At 70.7% G+C, this 21,322-nt stretch carries 16 protein-coding genes and 1 tRNA gene; 11 read left to right on the plus strand and 6 right to left on the minus strand.

All coding sequences use genetic code 11. The features are described from left to right. Positions 1-12: 12 nt before the first annotated feature. Positions 13-2,736 carry a DNA polymerase I gene (polA, locus tag E5083_RS11020; protein WP_135785469.1) on the minus strand — a complete coding sequence of 908 codons (2,724 nt, stop codon included), beginning with the start codon at positions 2,734-2,736 and terminating at the stop codon, positions 13-15. Positions 2,737-2,928: 192 nt separating this feature from the next. Here polA and E5083_RS11025 point away from each other — a divergent pair, with 192 nt between their 5' ends. The 8 genes from E5083_RS11025 (at position 2,929) to E5083_RS11060 (ending at position 12,483) form a co-directional block, all read left to right on the plus strand. After that, entirely contained in the window at positions 2,929-5,229 is a 2,301-nt protein-coding gene (locus E5083_RS11025) for an FdhF/YdeP family oxidoreductase (RefSeq protein WP_135785470.1), read from the plus strand. Positions 5,230-5,286: 57 nt separating this feature from the next. Further along, complete coding sequence (locus tag E5083_RS11030; RefSeq protein ID WP_135785471.1) at positions 5,287-5,766, plus strand: PaaI family thioesterase; 480 nt, start codon at positions 5,287-5,289, stop codon at positions 5,764-5,766. A gap of 107 nt (positions 5,767-5,873) precedes the next feature. Continuing rightward, positions 5,874-6,476, plus strand: a complete 603-nt coding sequence (locus E5083_RS11035; protein WP_135785472.1) for a Tat pathway signal sequence domain protein — start codon at positions 5,874-5,876, stop codon at positions 6,474-6,476. Positions 6,477-6,729: 253 nt separating this feature from the next. Beyond that, complete coding sequence (locus E5083_RS11040; RefSeq protein WP_135785473.1) at positions 6,730-7,962, plus strand: branched-chain amino acid ABC transporter substrate-binding protein; 1,233 nt, start codon at positions 6,730-6,732, stop codon at positions 7,960-7,962. Positions 7,963-8,076: 114 nt separating this feature from the next. Next, the gene (locus E5083_RS11045) at positions 8,077-9,009 is read left to right on the plus strand and encodes a branched-chain amino acid ABC transporter permease (RefSeq protein WP_031182872.1); all 933 of its coding nucleotides are present in this window, start codon (positions 8,077-8,079) and stop codon (positions 9,007-9,009) included. 5 nt (positions 9,010-9,014) lie between these two features. Beyond that, on the plus strand, positions 9,015-10,856 hold the full coding sequence (locus tag E5083_RS11050; RefSeq protein ID WP_135785474.1) for a branched-chain amino acid ABC transporter permease: 1,842 nt from the start codon (positions 9,015-9,017) through the stop codon (positions 10,854-10,856). Positions 10,857-10,861: 5 nt separating this feature from the next. Further along, on the plus strand, positions 10,862-11,770 hold the full coding sequence (locus tag E5083_RS11055; RefSeq protein WP_135785475.1) for an ABC transporter ATP-binding protein: 909 nt from the start codon (positions 10,862-10,864) through the stop codon (positions 11,768-11,770). Continuing rightward, positions 11,767-12,483: an ABC transporter ATP-binding protein gene (locus E5083_RS11060; RefSeq protein WP_086695666.1), complete on the plus strand. Its 717-nt coding sequence runs from the start codon at positions 11,767-11,769 to the stop codon at positions 12,481-12,483. Before E5083_RS11055 ends, E5083_RS11060 begins: the two co-directional genes overlap by 4 nt. A 64-nt stretch (positions 12,484-12,547) precedes the next feature. Here the strand turns inward: E5083_RS11060 and E5083_RS11065 are convergent, their stop codons facing one another. Continuing rightward, the gene (locus E5083_RS11065) at positions 12,548-13,204 is read right to left on the minus strand and encodes an ANTAR domain-containing response regulator (protein ID WP_135785476.1); all 657 of its coding nucleotides are present in this window, start codon (positions 13,202-13,204) and stop codon (positions 12,548-12,550) included. A 101-nt stretch (positions 13,205-13,305) separates the two neighbouring features. Here E5083_RS11065 and E5083_RS11070 point away from each other — a divergent pair. Further along, a tRNA-Leu gene (locus E5083_RS11070) sits at positions 13,306-13,388 on the plus strand. A gap of 88 nt (positions 13,389-13,476) precedes the next feature. Further along, positions 13,477-14,265, plus strand: coding sequence for a helix-turn-helix domain-containing protein (locus tag E5083_RS11075; RefSeq protein WP_135785477.1), 789 nt, complete (start codon positions 13,477-13,479; stop codon positions 14,263-14,265). Positions 14,266-14,268: 3 nt separating this feature from the next. Here E5083_RS11075 and pyk read toward each other — a convergent pair whose 3' ends face one another. Both pyk and E5083_RS11085 read right to left on the minus strand, forming a co-directional pair. Next, positions 14,269-15,693, minus strand: coding sequence for a pyruvate kinase (gene pyk, locus E5083_RS11080; RefSeq protein ID WP_135785478.1), 1,425 nt, complete (start codon positions 15,691-15,693; stop codon positions 14,269-14,271). Positions 15,694-15,851: 158 nt separating this feature from the next. Continuing rightward, positions 15,852-16,535, minus strand: a complete 684-nt coding sequence (locus tag E5083_RS11085; protein ID WP_135785479.1) for an SIMPL domain-containing protein — start codon at positions 16,533-16,535, stop codon at positions 15,852-15,854. A gap of 150 nt (positions 16,536-16,685) precedes the next feature. Here E5083_RS11085 and E5083_RS11090 point away from each other — a divergent pair, with 150 nt between their 5' ends. Beyond that, positions 16,686-18,497 carry a bifunctional metallophosphatase/5'-nucleotidase gene (locus E5083_RS11090; protein WP_135785480.1) on the plus strand — a complete coding sequence of 604 codons (1,812 nt, stop codon included), beginning with the start codon at positions 16,686-16,688 and terminating at the stop codon, positions 18,495-18,497. Here the strand turns inward: E5083_RS11090 and E5083_RS11095 are convergent. Continuing rightward, positions 18,494-19,927, minus strand: coding sequence for a lysine N(6)-hydroxylase/L-ornithine N(5)-oxygenase family protein (locus tag E5083_RS11095; RefSeq protein WP_135785481.1), 1,434 nt, complete (start codon positions 19,925-19,927; stop codon positions 18,494-18,496). The two genes, E5083_RS11090 and E5083_RS11095, sit on opposite strands and share 4 nt — an antisense overlap. Next, entirely contained in the window at positions 19,924-21,282 is a 1,359-nt protein-coding gene (locus E5083_RS11100) for a pyridoxal phosphate-dependent decarboxylase family protein (RefSeq protein WP_135785482.1), read from the minus strand. The genes E5083_RS11095 and E5083_RS11100 overlap by 4 nt, the downstream gene beginning before the upstream one ends. Positions 21,283-21,322 lie beyond the last annotated feature (40 nt).

Here is a 21,322-nt window from a genome sequence, read left to right on the forward strand (position 1 = left end):
GTTTCCGTTGGCTCAGTGCGCCGCCGACTCCCAGTCCGGGCCGACGCCCACCGAGACGTCCAGCGGGGCGCGCAGGCTGACGGCGTTCGCCATCTCGCGGCGGACGATCTCCTCGGTGGCAGCACGCTCGCCGGGGGCGATCTCCAGCACGATTTCGTCGTGGACCTGGAGCAGCATGCGGGACTTCAGCTCCGCCTCGCGCAGCGCCCGGTCGACGTGGAGCATCGCGATCTTGACGATGTCGGCGGCGGTGCCCTGGATCGGGGCGTTCAGCGCCATCCGCTCGGCGGCCTCGCGGCGCTGGCGGTTGTCGCTGTTGAGGTCGGGCAGGTAGCGGCGGCGGCCGAAGAGGGTCGCCGTGTAGCCCGTCGCCCGCGCCTCGTCGACCGCGCGGCGCAGGTAGTCCCGTACTCCGCCGAACCGCTCGAAGTAGGTGTCCATCAGCGCGCGGGCCTCGCCGGCGTCGATGTTGAGCTGCTGGGAGAGGCCGAAGGCGGACAGGCCGTAGGCGAGGCCGTACGACATGGCCTTGATCTTGCGCCGCATCTCCGCGTCCACCGCGTCCCGGCCGACCGAGAACACCTGGGAGGCGACCGTGGTGTGCAGGTCCTCGCCGGAGGTGAACGCCTCGATCAGGCCGGCGTCCTCGGAGAGGTGGGCCATGACGCGCAGCTCGATCTGGCTGTAGTCGGCCGTCATCAGGGACTCGAAGCCCTCGCCGACCACGAAGCCCCGGCGGATCGCGCGGCCCTCGTCGGTGCGGACCGGGATGTTCTGCAGGTTGGGGTCGGTGGAGGACAGCCGGCCGGTCGCGGCCACCGTCTGGTTGAAGGTGGTGTGGATACGGCCGTCGGCGGCGATGGTCTTGATCAGGCCCTCGACGGTGACGCGCAGCTTGGCCTGCTCCCGGTGGCGGAGCATGATCACCGGCAGTTCGTTGTCGGTCTGCGCGGCGAGCCAGGCCAGGGCGTCGGCGTCGGTGGTGTAACCGGTCTTGGTCTTCTTGGTCCTGGGCAGCGCCAGCTCGCCGAAGAGGACCTCCTGGAGCTGCTTGGGCGAGCCGAGGTTGAACTCGTGCCCGGCGGCCGCGTGCGCCTCCTTCACGGCCTGCTGCACGGCGCCCGCGAAGGTCTGCTCCATGGTCTCCAGGTGCGGGCGGTCGGCCGCGATGCCGTGCCGCTCCATGCGGGCGAGCAGGGCGGAGGTGGGCAGTTCCATGTCCCGCAGCAGGTCGGCCGCGCCGACCTCGGCGAGCCGGGTCTCCAGCGCCTCGCCCAGGTCGAGGATGGCGCGGGCCTTGATCATCAGGGCCTCGGCCTCGGCGCCGTCGTCCCCGCCGAAGGCGAGCTGACCGTCGGCCGCGGCGGCCGGGGCCAGCTCGCGGTGCAGGTACTCCAGCGAGAGCGCGTCCAGGTCGAAGGAGCGCCGGCCGGGCTTGACCAGGTAGGCGGCGAGCGCGGTGTCCATGGACACGCCCTCCACACTCCAGCCGTGCTCGGCCAGCACCCGCATGGCGCCCTTGGCGTTGTGCAGCACCTTGGGCCGCTCGGGGTCGGCCAGCCAGCCGGCGAACGCCCGCTCGTCGGCCTCGTCCAGCTCGGCGGGGTCGAAGAAGGCGGCCGCTCCCCCGGCAGCGGCCAGGGCGACCTCGGCGACCGAGCCGGAGCCCAGCGCCCAGGTGTCGACCGTGGCCATGCCCAGCGGCTCACCGGCGTGCTCGGCCAGCCAGCCGGCCAGCTCGCCGGTGCCCAGGACCGTGCCGTCCACCTCGACGCCGTCCGCGACGACCGGGGTGGCCTCGGCCTCCTCGGCGCCGGGGTCGACGGCGAAGAGCCGCTCGCGCAGCGAGGGGTTGCGGATCTCCAGGGTGTCCAGGAACGCCGCCACGCCCTTGCGGTCGTACGGCTCACGGCCGAGGTCCGCGACCGTCTTCGGCAGCTCGACCGAGCGCTCCAGCTCGGTCAGCACGCGGTTGAGCTTGACCGACTCCAGGTGGTCGCGGAGGTTCTGCCCGGCCTTGCCCTTGACCTCCTCGACCCGCTCGACCAGCTCGGCGAACGAGCCGAACTGGTTGATCCACTTCGCGGCGGTCTTCTCGCCGACGCCGGGGATGCCGGGCAGGTTGTCGGACGGGTCGCCGCGCAGGGCGGCGAAGTCGGGGTACTGCGCGGGCGTCAACCCGTACTTCTCGAAAACCTTCTCCGGGGTGAACCGGGTCAGCTCCGAGACGCCCTTGGTCGGGTAGAGCACCGTGGTGTGCTCGCTGACCAGTTGGAAGGAGTCCCGGTCGCCGGTGACGATCAGCACGTCGAAGCCCTCGGCCTCGGCCTGGGTGGCAAGGGTGGCGATCACGTCGTCCGCCTCGAAGCCGTCCACGGCGAAGCGGGGCGCGTGCATCGCGTCCAGCAGCTCGCCGATCAGCTCGACCTGGCCCTTGAACTCGTCCGGCGTCTTGGAGCGGTTCGCCTTGTACTCGGTGAACGTCTCCGAGCGCCAGGTCTTGCGGGACACGTCGAACGCGACCGCGAAGTGCGTGGGCGCCTCGTCACGCAGGGTGTTGGCCAGCATCGAGGCGAAGCCGTAGATCGCGTTCGTCGGCTGGCCCGTCGCGGTGGTGAAGTTCTCCGCGGGCAGCGCGAAGAACGCGCGGTACGCCAGTGAGTGCCCGTCCATGAGCATCAGGCGGGGTCGGCCGCCGGGAGGGGTGTCGGTCTTCTTCGATGCTGTCTCTGCCACGCCCCCGATCCTGCCACGCCGCACTGACAGCCGAGTCCGCGAACCGTTTCACCGGAAGATCGCGCACTGTCCACAGGGCTTGTCCCCACCCGCTGTCCACAGGGCTCCCGCTGCGGCCGCTCGCGGGGCATGCTTGTGCGGCGGGGCCGGGGGACCCCGGATGTGAGAAAGACGATCGAAGGGGAGCGGGCGATGGCGACGAAGCCGCCCAAGGGTGATCCGGTGCAGGACGCGCCGCGGACAGGGGAGCCGAAGCACGCGGCGGCGGGACTGCCCGCCGTGGGGCACTCCCTGAAGATCGCGCAGCAGCAGATGGGGGTGCGGCGCACCGCGCTGACCCTGCTGCGGGTGAACCAGAAGGACGGCTTCGACTGCCCCGGCTGCGCCTGGCCCGAGCCGGAGCACCGGCACATGGCGGAGTTCTGCGAGAACGGCGCCAAGGCGGTGGCCGAGGAGGCCACGCTGCGCCGGGTCACCCCGGAGTTCTTCGCCGTGCACCCGGTGGCCGACCTCGCCGGGCGCAGCGGCTACTGGCTGGGCCAGCAGGGCCGCCTCACCCACCCCATGTACCTGCCCGAGGGCGCCGAGCGCTACGAGCCGGTCACCTGGGAGCGCGCCTTCGACATCGTCGCGGAGGAGATCGCGGCCCTCGGCTCGCCGGACGAGGCCGTCTTCTACACCTCGGGACGCACCAGCAACGAGGCGGCGTTCCTGTACCAGCTCTTCGCCCGCGAGCTGGGCACCAACAACCTGCCCGACTGCTCCAACATGTGCCACGAGTCGTCCGGTTCGGCGCTCTCGGAGACGATCGGCATCGGCAAGGGCAGCGTCCTGCTGGAGGACCTGTACCGGGCCGACCTGATCATCGTGGCCGGGCAGAACCCCGGCACCAACCACCCGCGCATGCTCTCCGCGCTGGAGAAGGCGAAAGCGTCCGGCGCCAAGATCATCAGCGTCAATCCGCTGCCCGAGGCGGGCCTGGAGCGGTTCAAGAACCCGCAGACCCCGCAGGGCATGCTCAAGGGCGCCGCGCTCACCGATCTGTTCCTGCAGATCCGCATCGGCGGCGACCAGGCCCTCTTCCGCCTGCTGAACAAGCTGGTCCTGGAGACGGACGGCGCGGTCGACGAGGAGTTCGTCCGCGAACACACGCACGGCTACGAGGAGTTCGCGGACGCGGCGGCCAAGGCCGACTGGGACGAGACGCTGGCCGCCACCGGGCTCGGCCGTGCGGAGATCGAGCGGGCCCTGGAGATGGTGCTGGCCTCCGAGCGGACCATCGTCTGCTGGGCCATGGGCCTCACCCAGCACAAGCACTCGGTGCCGACCATCCGCGAGGTGGTCAACTTCCTGCTGCTGCGCGGAAACATCGGCCGTCCCGGCGCCGGGGTGTGTCCGGTGCGCGGCCACTCCAATGTGCAGGGCGACCGCACGATGGGCATCTTCGAGCGCCCCGCGCCCGCCTTCCTGGACGCGCTGGAGCGGGAGTTCGGCTTCGCCCCGCCGCGCGAGCACGGCTACGACGTCGTCCGGGCCATCCGCGCGCTGCGGGACGGCGAGGCGAAGGTGTTCTTCGCCATGGGCGGCAACTTCGTCTCCGCCTCCCCCGACACCGAGGTCACCGAGGCGGCCATGCGGCGGGCCCGGCTGACCGTGCATGTGTCGACCAAGCTCAACCGCTCGCACGTGGTCACCGGCGCCCGCGCGCTGATCCTGCCGACGCTGGGGCGCACCGAGCGCGATGTCCAGGGCGGGGGCGAGCAGTTCGTCACCGTCGAGGACTCCATGGGCATGGTGCACGCCTCGCGCGGCCGGCTGGCGCCCGCCAGTCCCCATCTGCTGTCCGAGCCCGCCATCGTGGCCCGGCTGGCGCGGCGCGTGCTGCCGCACAGCACGGTGCCGTGGGCGGAGTTCGAGCGGGACTACGCGGCGATCCGCGACCGCATCGCGCGGGTGGTCCCCGGCTTCGAGGACTTCAACGCCCGCGTCGCCCGCCCCGGCGGCTTCACCCTGCCGCACGCCCCGCGCGACGAGCGCCGTTTCCCCACCGCCACCGGCAAGGCCAACTTCACCGCCGCGCCGGTGGAGCACCCCGAGCTGCCCGAGGGCCGGCTGCTGCTGCAGACGCTGCGCTCGCACGACCAGTACAACACCACGATCTACGGCCTGGACGACCGCTACCGGGGCATCACCGACGGCCGCCGCGTGGTGCTGGTCCACCCCGAGGACGCCCGCCAACTCGGTGTGAGCGACGGGAGTTACGTGGACCTGGTGGGTGAGTGGAGCGACGGGGTGGAGCGGCGGGCGCCCGGTTTCCGGGTGGTGCACTACCCGACCGCGCGGGGCTGCGCCGCCTCGTACTACCCGGAGACCAATGTGCTGGTGCCGCTGGACGCCACCGCCGACACCAGCAACACCCCGGCCAGCAAGTCGGTGGTGGTCCGGCTGGAGGCGCGCCCGGAAGGGCGTCTGGAACAATCGGCGACCGACTGAGCGTTCGCTCAGTGATATGGGTCGCCGCCGGACAGGCGCACGAGAACGGAGCCGGGCATGGGTGAGCAGCAGCAGGTGAAATTCCCGCAGGAGATCATCGACGAGTACGCGGCGCTCGGTGTGGACCTGCCCGCGATGTTCTCCGCCGGTCACCTGGGGACGCGGATGGGCGTGCAGATCATCGAGGCGGCGCCGGAGCGGGTGGTCGGCACCATGCCGGTGGAGGGCAACACCCAGCCGTACGGCCTGCTGCACGGCGGTGCCTCGGCGGTGCTCGCCGAGACCCTGGGCTCGGTCGGCTCGATGCTGCACGGCGGCAGCTCCAAGGTCGCCGTCGGTGTCGACCTGAACTGCACCCACCACCGGGGCGTCCGCTCCGGCCTGGTCACCGGCGTCGCCACCCCGGTCCACCGGGGCCGCTCCACGGCGACGTACGAGATCGTCATCACCGACGAGCAGGACCGCCGCGTCTGCACGGCCCGGCTGACCTGCCTCCTGCGCGACCTCCCGGCGGGCGAGGCCCCGGCGAAGGACTGACGCTCCCCATTGCCCCGTCCCGTCCCACGCCGTAGCTTTCGGCGCATGGGACGGGGCGGGGCACTTCTCATCGCGCCCGGCGTTCTCACTGTGCCCGGAGTCCGGCGGTGACCGGCATCGGCCCGCTGGAACCCGGCGAGGACACCTGGGCGCGCGAGCCCGCCGAGCCACGCCCGGCACCCCGCCCCTGGCAGCGCCGCACCCTACTGATTCCGGCCACCGCCTGCGCCGTACTGGCGGCCGGCGCCGCCCTCTGGGTCACCCGCCCGCGCCCGGCGCCCCCGCCCGAACTCCCCTTTCCCGCACAGACGGTGACCGTGACCTTCCTGGCCGGCCGCACCACCGCACCCCACCGCCTCGCCTTCGACGTGCGGCTCACCGTGGAGTCCGGACCCCCGGTCACCGTGACCCGGGTGAGCCAGCCCTACGCCGGGATGTCGGCCGAATCCGAGCCCCGCGCCCCCTTCCGGACCGCACCCGGTTCCGCGCGGGTGATCACCGTGACCATGCGTGTCACGGAATGCGGAAGGGTGCCCAAAAACGCCGCACTGCCTTTCCTGGAAGTAACACTGCGTAATACGCGCGCAATACAAACCCAGAGTTTCATCCTCGGTCCGCGCTACACCCGATACCTCTCCCGCGCTCTCGGGGAAGCCTGTGGCGAAAGTGCGCCGTCATCACCAAAACCCCCGAGACGCCTGAACAGTTGAGGGCAGGTGCTGCGCGTTCTCAGCATGTGGACAGGGCGAATCGGCTGGAATTCCGGCGTTCCCCCCAGGGCGTACCGCTCTGCATTACCTCGTGTCATAACAAGAGCGTCACAGCCTTGGTCAAGCTCTCCTCCACGTTCCCATCACACGCTTAGAGTCACGGCCAGTCACCGCGCCCCGGATTCACTTTTCGGCCAGGCGCGCGGCTCGACCGTTTCCATGGGGATGCGGTCGTCCAGGGAAAGGACTGATCGTGCGTCAACGTTCGCTCATCGCCATCACCGCCGCGCTGTCCGCGGGAGCGCTCACCCTCACCGCCTGCGGCTCGCGCGACAGCGGCGACAACGGCTCCGACGCCAAGGGCGGCACCACCGTCACCATCGGCATCGACGCCCCGCTGACCGGCGACCTGTCCGCGCTGGGCCTCGGCATCAAGAACTCGGTGGACCTCGCGGTCAAGACCGCGAACAAGAAGGAGTACGTCAAGGGCGTCACCTTCAAGATCGACGCCAAGGACGACCAGGCCCAGCCCTCGTCCGGCCAGCAGAACTCCACCGCCTTCGTCACCGACAAGAGCGTCCTCGGTGTCGTCGGCCCGCTGAACTCCTCCGTCGCCGAGTCGATGCAGAAGGTCCTCGACGACGCCAAGCTGGCCCAGGTCTCCCCCGCCAACACCAACCCGGCGCTGACCCAGGGCGTCAACTGGCAAAAGACCAAGGCCCGCACGTACAAGTCGTACTTCCGCACCGCGACCACGGACGCCATCCAGGGCCCGTTCGCCGCCCAGTACGTCTACAACAAGGCCAAGAAGACCAAGGTCTTCGTCATCGACGACAAGAAGACCTACGGCGCCGGTCTCGCCGCCACCTTCTCCGCCGAGTTCAAGAAGCTGGGCGGCAAGGTCGTCGGCACCGAGCACATCAACCCCGACACCAAGGACTTCTCCGCGGTCGCCACCAAGGTGAAGAACTCCGGTGCCGAGGTGGTCTACTACGGCGGCGAGTACCCGCAGGCCGGCCCGCTCAGCAAGCAGATCAAGGCGGCTGGCGCCAAGGTCCCGCTGGTCGGCGGCGACGGCATCTACGCCGACGACTTCATCAAGCTCGGCGGCGCCTCCGCCACCGGCGACCTCGCCACCTCCGTCGGCGCCCCGGTGGAGACCCTCCCCTCCGCCAAGCAGTTCGTCGCGGACTACAAGGCCGAGGGCTACAAGGAGGCGTACGCGGCCTACGGCGGCTACTCCTACGACTCCGCCTGGTCGATCATCGAGGCCGTCAAGAAGGTCGTCGACGACAACGACGGCAAGCTGCCCTCCGACGCCCGCGCGCAGGTCACCGCCGCCCTCCAGAACGTCTCCTTCGACGGCGTGACCGGCAAGGTCTCCTTCGACGAGTACGGCGACGCCACCAACAAGCAGCTCACGGTCTACTCCGTCAAGGACGGGGCCTGGAAGGCCGTGGAGTCCGGCACCTACAACGGTTCCTGACCCACCGCCGCACCAGCCGAGCCGCGCGGGGCGCTCAAGAGGCGCCCCGCGCGGACTCGCATCCGGCCACTTCCGGCCACATCCGTCGCTTATCCCACGCTCGGAGGACATGCGGTGAACGAACTGCCGCAGCAGCTCGTCAACGGCCTGCTACTTGGTTCCATGTACGGGCTGGTCGCCATCGGCTACACCATGGTCTATGGCATCGTCCAGCTCATCAACTTCGCCCACGGCGAGATATTCATGACCGGCGCCTTCGGCGCCCTCACTGTCTACGTGTACATCCTGCCCGACGGCACCTCCATGTGGATCGCCCTGCCGCTGATGCTGGTCGGCGCCATCGTGGTCGCCGTGACCGTCGCCGTGGGAGCGGAACGATTCGCCTACCGGCCGCTGCGCAGCGCGCCCCGGCTCGCCCCGCTGATCACCGCCATCGGCCTCTCCCTCGCCCTCCAGCAGGCCGTGTGGGCCTGGTACCCCGAGGCCAAGTCCGCGCGCACCTTCCCGAGCATCCCCGGCGGACCCTTCGAGATCGGCAACGTCACCATCCAGACCGGAGACGTCTTCCTCGTCGCCGCCGCCCCGCTCAGCATGGCCGTCCTCGCCTACTTCGTGATGCGCACCCGTACCGGACGCGGCATGCAGGCCACCGCCCAGGACCCGGACACCGCCAAGCTGATGGGCGTCAACACCGACCGCATCATCGTGATCGCGTTCGCCCTCGGCGCCGCCTTCGCCGCGGTCGGCTCCGTCGCCTACGGCTTCAAGTACGGCCAGATCGACTTCCGCATGGGCTTCATCCTCGGCCTCAAGGCGTTCACCGCGGCCGTCCTCGGCGGCATCGGCAACATCTACGGCGCCATGCTCGGCGGCCTCGTCCTCGGCGTCGCCGAAGCCCTGTCCACCGCCTACATCGCGGACATCCCCGGCATGGACAAGTTCGGCAGCCAGTCCTGGGCAGACGTCTGGGCGTTCGTACTCCTCATCCTCGTGCTCCTGCTGAGGCCACAGGGCCTGCTCGGCGAGCGCGTCGCGGACAGGGCGTGACACCGATGACCACACAGACCACCGCACCCGGCACCCCGGAGACCCCGGACACCGCGGGCTCCAACGCCGCCGCCACCACCGGCCTGATCGGCCTGCCGGCCACCCTCGGCCGGGCCCTGGCCACCGGCGGCGGCGCCCTCGCCGTCGTCTCCGCCTTCCTCGCCTGGACCTGGACCTCCGAGTTCCCCGGCGACCTCACCGTCTACGGCTACCCCGGCGGCCTCCAGGTCCTCGTCCTCATCGGCGGCCTGCTCACCACCCTGTTCGGCCTCGCCTCCTACGGCGTCAAGGGCCTGAAGCTCCTCACCCCCGGCAACGCCGACAGCGCCCTCAAGCTCGCCGCGCTCGGCACCTTCGCCACCGCCTGGTACACCGTCCTCGCGATCAGCGTCGAACTCGGCGGCGTCGTCAACCTCGAACCCGGCGGCTACCTCGTCGCCCTCGCCACCCTGGCCGCCCTGCTCGGCGCCCTCGCGCTGCCCTATCAGCGGCCCGAGCCCGACCCGGTGGACCCCGACGACACCGGCTGGGAAGCCTTCCGGCACCGCGCCCGGCAGAACTGGCAGAACTTCAAGGCCGCCTTCGCCGCCGCATCCCCCGCCCCCGGCCGCGCCCTGCCCGCCTGGGCGGAGATCCTCGTCATCACCGGCGTCATGGCCTTCGGCCTGCTCGTCTTCACCTACGGCATCGGCACCGAGTACGACGAACTGTTCATCGGCTTCCTCATCACCGCCGGCTTCGGCTTCGCCGCACTCGCCAAGGCCGGACTCGTGGCCCGGATCTCGGCGATCACCACGCGGCACCGCACCGTCACCATGACCGGCGCCTTCGTCGCCGCGGCCGCCTTCCCCTTCACCCAGTCCGACGACCAGTACGCCACCATCGGCGTCTACATCCTCATCTTCGCCACCGTCGCCCTGGGCCTGAACATCGTCGTCGGCCTCGCCGGCCTGCTCGACCTCGGCTACGTCGCGTTCCTCGGCGTCGGCGCCTACACCGCCGCCCTCGTCTCCGGCTCGCCCTCCTCGCCGCTGCACGTGCACTGGCCCTTCTGGGCCTCCGCCCTGCTCGGCGCCGTCGTCGCCATGATCTTCGGCGTCCTCATCGGCGCCCCGACCCTGCGGCTGCGCGGCGACTACCTCGCCATCGTCACCCTCGGCTTCGGCGAGATCTTCCGCATCACCGTCCTCAACATGGACGGCACCTCCGGACCCGACGTCACCAACGGCTCCAACGGCATCTCCTCCGTCCCCAACCTGAACATCCTCGGCTTCGACTTCGGCCAGGAACACCAGTTGTTCGGCGCCACCATCGGCCGGTTCGCCAACTACTTCCTGCTGATGCTCCTCATCACCCTCGTCGTGGTCGTCGTCTTCCGGCGCAGCAGCGACTCCCGCATCGGCCGCGCCTGGATCGCCATCCGCGAGGACGAGACCGCCGCGCTCGCCATGGGCATCAACGGCTTCCGGGTCAAGCTCATCGCCTTCGCCCTCGGCGCCGCCCTCGCCGGACTCGCCGGCTCCGTCCAGGCCCACGTCACCTACACCGTGACCCCGGAGCAGTACCAGTTCGCCCACGTCGTCCCGCCCAACTCGGCCTTCCTGCTGGCCGCCGTCGTCCTCGGCGGCATGGGCACCATCTCCGGACCCCTCGTCGGCGCCTCGCTGCTCTACCTGATCCCGGCCAAGCTCCAGTTCATGGGCGAATACCAGCTCTTCGCCTTCGGCGTCGCGCTCGTCCTGCTCATGCGCTTCCGCCCCGAGGGCCTCATCCCCAACCGGCGCCGCCAACTCGAGTTCCACGAGGACGCCGCCGCGCCCGCCGTCCTCAGCAAGGCAGGGGCCTGACCACCATGACCACCGACACCACCACCCAGGACACCGCACCCGGCACCACCCCCGGCGAGACGGTCCTCGACGCCCGCGGCGTCACCATGCGCTTCGGCGGTCTCACCGCCGTCCGCGACGTCGACCTCACCGTCAACAGCGGCGAGATCGTCGGCCTCATCGGCCCCAACGGCGCCGGAAAGACCACCTTCTTCAACTGCCTCACCGGTCTCTACATCCCCACCGAGGGCGAGGTCCGCTACAAGGGCACCGTCCTGCCGCCCAAGTCCTTCAAGGTCACCGCGGCCGGCATCGCCCGTACCTTCCAGAACATCCGGCTCTTCGCCAACATGACCGTCCTGGAGAACGTGCTCGTCGGCCGCCACACCCGCACCAAGGAAGGGCTCTGGTCCGCCCTGCTGCGCGGCCCCGGCTTCCACAAGGCCGAAGCCGCCTCCCGCGCCCGCGCCATGGAACTCCTCGCCTTCGTCGGCCTGGACGCCAAGGCCGAGCACCTCGCCCGCAACCTCCCCTACGGCGAGCAGCGCAAGCTGGAGATCGCCCGCGCGCTGGCCAGCGAGCCCGGCCTGCTCCTGCTGGACGAGCCCACCGCGGGCATGAACCCGCAGGAGACCCGCGCCACCGAGGAACTGGTCTTCGCCATCCGCGACCAGGGCATCGCCGTCCTCGTCATCGAGCACGACATGCGCTTCATCTTCAACCTCTGCGACCGCGTCGCCGTCCTCGTCCAGGGCCAGAAGCTGATCGAGGGCGACAGCGCCACCGTCCAGGGCGACGAACGCGTCGTCGCCGCCTACCTCGGTGAACCCTACGAGGACGCCCCCGGCGGCGAGGAGGCCGCCGAGGTCGAGGCGGCCGAGGCACAGGCCGGGACCACGAAGGACACCGCGCCCGGCAAGGAGAACGAGCGATGACCGCACTGCTCGAAGTCGAGGACCTGCGGGTCGCCTACGGCAAGATCGAGGCCGTCAAGGGCATCTCGTTCAAGGTCGAGGCCGGCCAGGTCGTCACCCTCATCGGCACCAACGGCGCGGGCAAGACCACCACGCTGCGCACCCTGTCCGGGCTGCTCAAGCCGGTCGGCGGGCAGATCCGCTTCAACGGCAGGTCGCTGAAGAAGGTCCCCGCCCACCAGGTGGTCTCCCTCGGGCTCGCCCACTCCCCCGAGGGGCGGCACATCTTCCCGCGCATGACCATCGAGGACAACCTGCGCCTCGGGGCCTTCCTGCGCAACGACAAGCCGGGCATCGAGAAGGACATCCAGCGCGCCTACGACCTCTTCCCCATCCTCGGGGAGCGGCGGAAGCAGGCCGCGGGCACCCTCTCCGGCGGTGAGCAGCAGATGCTCGCCATGGGGCGGGCGCTGATGTCCCAGCCGCAGCTCCTCATGCTGGACGAGCCGTCCATGGGCCTCTCGCCCATCATGATGCAGAAGATCATGGCGACGATCGCCGAGCTGAAGGCGAGCGGTACGACGATCCTGCTGGTCGAGCAGAACGCCCAGGCGGCGCTCTCGCTCGCGGACCAGGGGCATGTCATGGAGGTCGGCAGCATCGTGCTCTCCGGCACCGGGCGGGACCTGCTCACCGACGAGTCGGTGCGCAAGGCGTACCTCGGCGAGGACTGAGCAGGGTACGAAGAGGCCCGCGTCCCTCCGGCTCAGGGGGCGCGGGCCTCTCGTCGTTCTGCCGCTAGTTCTTCTTGGCCGACTTCTTCTCCTGGTCGTCGGAGATGACCGCCTCCGCGACCTGCTGCATCGACAGGCGGCGGTCCATCGAGGTCTTCTGAATCCAGCGGAACGCGGCGGGCTCGCTCAGGCCGTACTCCGTCTGCAGGATCGACTTCGCGCGGTCGACCAGCTTGCGGGTCTCCAGGCGCTGGCTGAGGTCGGCGACCTCCTGCTCGAGCTGCTTCAGCTCGGTGAAGCGGGAGACGGCCATCTCGATCGCCGGGACCACGTCGGTCTTGCTGAACGGCTTCACCAGGTACGCCATCGCGCCGGCGTCGCGGGCCCGCTCCACGAGGTCGCGCTGCGAGAAGGCGGTGAGCATCAGGACCGGGGCGATGGACTCCTCGGCGATCTTCTCGGCCGCCGAGATGCCGTCCATCTTCGGCATCTTCACGTCCAGGATGACCAGGTCCGGCTTGTGCTCACGGGCCAGTTCCACGGCCTGCTCGCCGTCCCCGGCCTCACCGACCACCGTGTACCCCTCCTCCTCCAGCATCTCCTTGAGGTCGAGCCGGATCAGCGCCTCGTCCTCGGCGATGACGACCCGGGTCGTCAACGGGGGCACATGCGACTTGTCGTCATCGGACACGTCTGCGGGCTGGGGCGACTCGGGGGTCACGGGGGCTCCTATGTACGGGCCGGACAGGTGCTGCTGTCTATGCAGCCTACCTAGCGGCGGCCCGGCGCGGTGACCCGGTATGCTTCCGAGCAGCCAGTCCCGCCGGGTTGGTGGAATGGCATACACGGATGTCTCAAACACATCTGCCCGAAAGGGCTTGCGGGTTCGAGTCCCGCACCCGGCACTCTGCTGACATAAAGCGGAGGATCACGTTCGCGTGGTCCTCCGCTTTTTGCTGCGTGGCGTCATGCCCAATCACACAGGGTGGCCGCATGAACGCTCATGGCACTAAGGTGCGAAACAAGGCCGTCACCCTGCTGCGCGACGGCGTGAAGAACGCCGATGTCGCCCGCAAGCTCGCCGTTCCGCTGGGGACCGTCGGCTACTGGAAGCACATGGACCGAGCGAAACGCGGCGAGTGCCCCGGGCGCCCCCATACCGCGTGTCCCCGATGCGACGGACGGCAGCTCGCCGAGGCGCCGTACAGCTACCTGCTCGGCCTCTATTTCGGCGACGGCCACATCAGCCACTACTCCGCGCACCGCGTACCCAACCTGATGATCACCTGTGCCGAGTCATGGCCTGGGCTCATGGACGACTGCGAGACGGCCATGCGCGCGGTGTTCCCTGAGAACTCTGTCTGCCGCGTCCGCAGGAGTGGCTGCCGCAATGTGAAGGTGTACTCGAAGCACTTGCACTGCCTCTTCCCGCAACACGGCCCCGGCAGGAAGCACGAGCGCCGGATCGTCCTCGAACCCTGGCAGCAAGCCATCGTCGACGCTCACCCCTGGGAGTTCGTCCGCGGCCTCGTCCACTCCGACGGGTGTCGCATCACGAACTGGACGACACGGATGGTCGGCGGTGAGCGCAAGCGCTACGAGTACCCCAGGTACTTCTTCACCAATGTCTCCGACGACATCCGGCGCCTCTACACCGACACCCTCGACACTCTCGGCATCGAGTGGACCCACTGCACCAGGCACGGCAACCCGTACAACATCTCCGTCGCCCGTAAAGCCTCCGTAGCTCTCATGGACGCCCACGTGGGTGCGAAGTACTGAGCCTCAGTCCTCCCCGATGTGGTGCACCCGGACCAGGTTGGTGGTGCCGGACTCGCCGGGTGGGGAGCCGGCGGTGATGACGACCACGTCGCCCTTTTTGCAGCGGGCGTACTTCAGCAGCAGCTCGTCGACCTGGTCGACCATCGCGTCGGTGGAGTCGACGTGGGGGCCGAGGAAGGTTTCGACGCCCCAGGTGAGGCTGAGCTGGGAGCGGGTGGCGGGGTCGGGGGTGAAGGCGAGGACGGGGATGGGTGAGCGGTAGCGGGAGAGGCGGCGGGCGGTGTCGCCGGACTGGGTGAAGGCGACGAGGAATCGGGCCCCGAGGAAGTCGCCCATCTCGGCGGCAGCCCGCGCGACGGCGCCTCCCTGGGTGCGCGGCTTGTTCCGCTCGGTCAGCGGCGGCAGCCCCTTCGCCAGCATCTCCTCCTCCGCGGCCGCGACGATCTTCGCCATGGTGCACACGGTCTCGACGGCGTAGCGCCCCACGCTGGTCTCGGCGGACAGCATCACCGCGTCCGCCCCGTCGAGCACCGCGTTGGCCACGTCGGAGGCTTCCGCGCGGGTCGGCCGGGCGCTGTCGATCATCGACTCGAGCATCTGGGTGGCGACGATGACCGGCTTGGCGTTGCGCTTGGCCAGCTTGACGGCGCGTTTCTGCACGATCGGCACCTGCTCCAGGGGCAGCTCCACGCCGAGGTCGCCCCGGGCGACCATGAGCCCGTCGAAGGCGGCGACGACGTCCTCGATGTTCTCCACGGCCTGCGGCTTCTCCACCTTGGCGATGACGGGCAGCCGGCGCCCCTCCTCCGCCATGATCCGGTGCACCTCGGCGGCATCGCGCCCGCTGCGGACGAAGGAGAGGGCGATGACGTCGAACCCGGTGCGCAGCGCCCAGCGCAGGTCGTCCTGGTCCTTCTTGGAGAGGGCGGGGACGGAGACCGCGACACCGGGGAGGTTGATCCCCTTGTGGTCGGAGATCACGCCGCCCTCCACCACCCTGGTGCGCACGCAGGGGCCGTCCACTGCGGTGACCTCCAGGCAGACCCGCCCGTCGTCGACGAGCACGCGCTCACCGGGCCGGACGTCCTCCGCGAGACCGGCGTAAGTGGTCCCGCACCGGTGGCGGTCGCCCTGGACGCCCTCCTCGACGGTGATGGTGAAGGTGTCGTCGCGTTCGAGGAGTACGGGCCCTTCGGCGAAGGTACCGAGCCGGATCTTCGGGCCTTGAAGATCGGCGAGGATTCCGACACTGCGGCCGGTCTCGTCGGCAGCCTGGCGAACGCGCTGGTAACGCGCCTCGTGTTCGGCATGGGTGCCGTGGCTGAGGTTGAACCGGGCGACATCCATTCCGGCCTCGACCAGTGCCTTGATCTGGTCGTACGAGTCGGTGGCGGGCCCCAGGGTGCAGACGATCTTTGCTCGGCGCATGGGTCGAGCCTATGGCTTACCGACGGGTAGAGAATTCGGGCTCCATGGCCACTCAACAACCTTTGGGGAAAGGGTTATTGACAAGTGTTGAATTGTGCGATGACCCGCTCCTATGAGCGATGTTTTTCGCGCAATAGTTCTTTGGAGCAAAGGCTTCGCTAAAGCCGGGGCGGTACCAGCGTGAACCGCGCGGTGACCTGCGCGGAGACCCACAATTGCGCCGGCTGGAGATCGAACGGCCCGGCGGATTCCGCCGCGTCGGCCCGGCGGGCGGCCCGCCCGAAGGCGGAGACGTCGCGCGGCCGGTCGGCACCGGTGTCGGCGAGTTCGGTCAGCGCGGCCAGGGAGGTGCCGAGCGCGTCGGCGTACTCGCGGGCCCGCCGCAGGGCGTCGGCGACGGCGCGGCGGCGGGCCTCGGCGTGGGCCGGGGAGTCGGGACGCAGCGACCACGCGGGCCCGTCCAGCTCGGTCAGCTCCAACTCGGCCAGCCGTGCGGTGAGTTCACCGAGGACGGCGAAGTCGGTGACCTCGGCGTCGATACGGACGATCCCCTGATGGCTGCGCACCCGCTCGCCCCGGCCGCGTTCGCTGAGTTCGGGGGCGACGCCGAGGGTGCCGGTGGTGAGGTGGGGCACCGCGTCCCCGTAGGACTTGAGGACGTCGAGCGCGGCGGTGTTGCGGCGGTTCAGGTCGTCGAGGGTGGCGCGGCGGTCGCGGCCGCGCGCGGTGACGGTGACGCCGATGCGGGCGATCTCGGCCTCGGTCCGGAACTCAGCCTCGCCCCGGACGGCGAGGAGCGGGGCGTCGGCGGTGCCGTACGCGGGGTGCGCCTCAGGGGTCATACGTCCCACTGTGTCATGTGTCCGGCGTACCGGCGCGGGGAGTTGACGGAAATCGGTCACCGGATCGCAACCTGGGGGGTCTGTTGCGACCTGTCATGGTCGGGCCACAATCTACGCGCGTTGTCGACCCCTTGCCGAGGAGACCGAGAGATGCCGTTCGACCGCCGGAAGTTCCTGAAGCAGTCCGCCGTCACCGGGGCGGGCGTGGCGATCGCGGGCGGGGCGGGAGCCCCGGCGGCCCAGGCGGCCGGGGCCGCCCCGGCGCGCCACGGGCACCACGAGAAGCGGTATTCGCTGACCGTGATGGGCACCACCGACCTGCACGGCCATGTCTTCAACTGGGACTACTTCAAGAACGCGGACTACTCCGACGCGGCGGGCAACGCCCAGGGCCTGGCCCGGATCTCGACGCTGGTGAACCAGGTCCGCAAGGAGAAGGGCCGCCGCAACACCCTGCTGCTGGACGCGGGCGACACCATCCAGGGCACCCCGCTGACGTACTACTACGCCAAGGTGGACCCGATCACCGCCAAGGGCGGCCCGGTGCACCCGATGGCGAAGGCGATGAACGCGATCGGGTACGACGCGGCGGCGCTGGGCAACCACGAGTTCAACTACGGCATCGAGACGCTGCGCCGCTTCGAGCACCAGCTCGACTTCCCGCTGCTGGGCGCCAACGCGGTGGACGCCAAGACGCTGAAGCCGGCGTTCGCGCCGTACTACATGAAGCGGTTCCAGGTGCCGGGCGCGCCGCCGGTGAAGGTCGCGGTGCTGGGTCTGACCAACCCCGGCATCGCCATCTGGGACAAGGCGCTCGTGCAGGGCAAGCTGGCCTTCGAGGGTCTGGAGGAGCAGGCCGCGAAGTGGGTGCCGAAGCTGCGGTCGATGGGCGCGGACATCGTGGTGGTCTCGGCGCACTCGGGGACCTCGGGCACGTCGTCCTACGGTGACCAGGTGCCGTACGTGGAGAACGCGGCGGCGAACGTGGCGCGGCAGGTGCCGGGGATCGACGCGATCCTGGTCGGCCACGCGCACCTGGAGATCCCGGAGCTGCGGGTCGTCAACGAGAAGTCGGGGAAGACGGTCGTGCTGTCGGAGCCGCTGTGCTTCGCGGAGCGGCTGACCCTGTTCGACTTCGAGCTGGTCTTCACGCGGGGCCGCTGGCAGGTGGAGTCGGTGAAGGCGTCCCTGAAGGACTCGCGGACGGTGGCGGACGACCCGAGGATCACCAAGCTGCTCTCCAAGGAGCACGCGAAGGTGGTGGCGTACGTCAACCAGGTGGTGGGCCGGGCGACCGAGACGCTGACCACGGTGGAGGCGCGGTACAAGGACGCCCCGATCATCGACCTGATCACCAAGGTGCAGGAGGACGTGGTCAAGGCGGCGCTGGCGGGCACCGAGTACGCCTCGCTGCCGGTGCTGGCGCAGGCGTCGCCGTTCTCCCGGACGAGCGAGATCCCGGCGGGCGACGTGACCATCCGGGATCTGTCGGGGCTGTACGTGTACGACAACACGCTGGTGGCGAAGCTGCTGACGGGCGCGCAGGTGCGGGCGTACCTGGAGTTCTCGGCGCAGTACTACGTGCAGACGGCGCCGGGCGCGCCGGTGGACGTGGACAAGCTGACGAACGCGGCCGACCGCCCCGACTACAACTACGACTACGTGTCGGGTCTTTCGTACGACATCGACATCGCGCAGCCCGCCGGGTCGCGGATCAAGAACCTCTCCTTCGGCGGGGCTCCGCTGGACGACGCGGCCCGGTTCGTGTTCGCGGTGAACAACTACCGGGCCAACGGCGGCGGCGCGTTCCCGTATGTCGCGGCGGCGCAGGAGCTGTGGTCGGAGTCGACGGAGATCCGGACCCGGATCGCGGAGTGGGTGACCGCGAAGGGTGTGCTGGACCCGAAGGACTTCGCGTCGGTGGACTGGAAGCTGACGCGGGCGGGCACGCCGGTGTTCTAGTAGGCCGGTCCGGGTGAAGCCCCGGTGGCGGTGCGGGCCGGTCCGGTCGCGCCGTCGCCGGGACTTCGGCGTTGCGGGTGCAGGCCGAAGGTGGTGAAGGCGGTGCGGGCGGGGAGCGGGTACTGCTCCTTGCCGGTCAGGGAGTTGAGGATGGTGGCGCTGCGCCAGGCGGCGAGGCCGAGGTCGGGGGCGCCGACGCCATGGGTGTGGAGTTCAGCGTTCTGGACGTGGACGCGGCCGCTGACGGCGGGGTCGAGGACGAGCCGGAACTCGTCGTCGATCAGGGGGCGTCCGGCGCTGTCGCGGCGCAGGTGGGGGTCGAGTCCGGCGAGGAGACCGTCGAGCGGGCGCATGCGGTAGCCGGTGGCGAGGACGACGGCGTCGGTGGCGAGGCGGGTGCGGCTGCCCTGGTCGAGGTGTTCCAGGTGGAGTTCGACCTGTCCGGTGCCGAGGCGGCCGGCGGTGCGGACCTGGACGCCGGGGGTGAGGACGGCGTCGGGCCAGCCGCCGTCGAGGGTGCGCCGGTACAGCTCGTCGTGGATGGCGGCGAGGGTGCCGGTGTCGACGCCCTTGTGGAGCTGCCACTGGGCGGCGACGAGCCGGTCGCGGACGGGCTCGGCGAGGGCGTGGAAGTAGCGGGTGTGGTCGGGGGTGAAGTGCTCCAGGCCGAGCTTGGAGTACTCCATGGGCGCGAAGGCGGCGGTGCGGCCGATCCAGTGCAGGTGTTCGCGTCCGGCGGGGCGGTGGCGGAGCAGGTCGAGGAAGACCTCGGCGCCGGACTGTCCGGAGCCGACGACGGTGACGTGTCCGGCGGTGAGCAGCGTCTCGCGGTGGGCTAGGTAGTCGGCGGCGTGCAGGACGGGGACGCCGGGGGCGGCGGCGAGCGGGCGCAGCGGTTCGGGGACGTGGGGTGCGCTGCCGATGCCGACGACGATGTTGCGGGTGCGGGTGCGGCCGAGGGCCTCGGCGTGGCCGTCGGCGTCGAGCCGGGTGAAGTCGACTTCGAACACGTCGCGTTCGGGGTTCCAGCGGACGGCGTCGGCGTGGTGGCGGAAGCGGAGTCCGGGGAGCTGTCCGGCGACCCAGCGGCAGTAGGCGTCGTACTCGGCGCGCTGGATGTGGAAGTGCTCGGCGAAGTAGAAGGGGAAGAGCCTCTCGCGGGTGCGGAGCCAGTTGAGGAAGCTCCAGGGGCTGGTGGGGTCGGCGAGGGTCACCAGGTCGGCGAGGAAGGGGACTTGGAGGGTGGCGCCGTCGATGAGGAGGCCGGGGTGCCAGTCGAAGCCGGGGCGCTGTTCGTAGAAGACGGCGTCGAGTTCGGCGAGGGGCGCGGCGAGGGCGGCCAGGGAGAGGTTGCAGGGGCCGATGCCGATGCCGACGAGGTCGCGGGGGGACTCGGGCTCCGGGTGTGGGGGGTGGGGCGGGTGGCTCATGCGGGGGTGTGTCCTTCGGCGAGTTTCAACAGGTGGGCCAGGTCGTCGGGCCCGGTGTGGGGGTTGAGGAGGGTGGCCTTGAGCCAAAGGCGGCCGTCGGCGCGGGCCCGGCCGAGGACGGCGCGGCCCTCGTGCAGCAGGGAGCGGCGTACGGCGGCCACCGCGTCGTCGCTCGCGTGGGCGGGCCGGAACAGCACGGTGGCGAGGGTGGGCCGGTCGTACAGTTCGAGGCCGGGGTGTGCCTCGACGCGGTCGGCGAGGTCTTGGGCGAGGGTGAGGACCCGGTCGATGAGGTCGGCGAGGCCGGTGCGGCCGAGGGTGCGCAGGGTGACCGCGGCCTTGAGGACGTCGGGTCTGCGGGTGGTGCGGGTGGAGCGGCCGAGGAGGTCGGGGAGGCCGGCCTCGGTGTCGTCGCCCGCGTTGAGGTAGTCGGCGCGCTGGTGGAGGGCGTCGAGTTCGGCTGCGTCGGCGACGGCGAGGAAGCCGGTGGCGACGGGCTGCCAGCCGAGTTTGTGCAGGTCGAGGGCGACGGTGTCGGCGGCGTCGAGTCCGGTGAGCAGGGCGCGGTGGCGGTCGCTGAGGGCGAGGGCGCCGCCGTAGGCCGCGTCGATGTGCAGCCGGACGCGGTGGGCGGCGCAGCGGGCGGCGATCTCGGGGAGCGGGTCGATGAGCCCGGCGTCGGTGGTGCCCACGGTGGCGGCGACGAGGAGCGGGCCGGTCAGCTCGGTGAGCGCGGCGTCCAGCGCGGCGGGGTCCAGGGTGCCGTTGGGGGCGGGGAGGACGACGGGGTCGGGCAGGCCGAGCAGCCAGGCGGCGCGGGGCAGGGAGTGGTGGGCGGCGGCCGAGCACACCAGGCGGACGTGGGCGCCGTGGGCCTCGCGGGCGAGCAGCAGGGCGAGCTGGTTGGCCTCGGTGCCGCCGGTGGTGACGACGGCGTCGGCGAGGCCGATGCGGGCGGCCAGCGCGCCGGTGACGCGGGCTTCGAGGGCGGAGGCGGCGGGCGCCTGGTCCCAGGAGTCCAGCGAGGGGTTGAGCGCGCTGACGGCCAGGTCGGCGGCGGTGGCGACGGCGAGCGGCGGACAGTGCAGATGGGCGGCGCAGAGCGGGTCGGCGGGGTCGGCGGCACCCGCGGCGAGGGCGTGGGTGAGGGCGCGCAGGGCGTCGGGGTCGCCGTGTTCGGGGAGTACGTCGCCGAGGCCGTCGCCGACGCGGGCGGCGACGGCCTCGGGCCCGCCTGCCGGCAGCGGGCCGCCACGGGCGGCGGCACCGGTGGCGAGGGCGCCGAGGACGGTCTCCAGGAGCGGGCGCAGGGCGTCCGGGCCGTGGGGTCCTGAGGCGAGGGGCGGGGTGCTCATGGGCTCTCCTGCGGGGCGGGGACACACACCGGCCCTCAGG

It is taken from the genome of Streptomyces bauhiniae, from assembly GCF_004784475.1.
Lineage (GTDB): Bacteria > Actinomycetota > Actinomycetes > Streptomycetales > Streptomycetaceae > Streptomyces > Streptomyces seoulensis.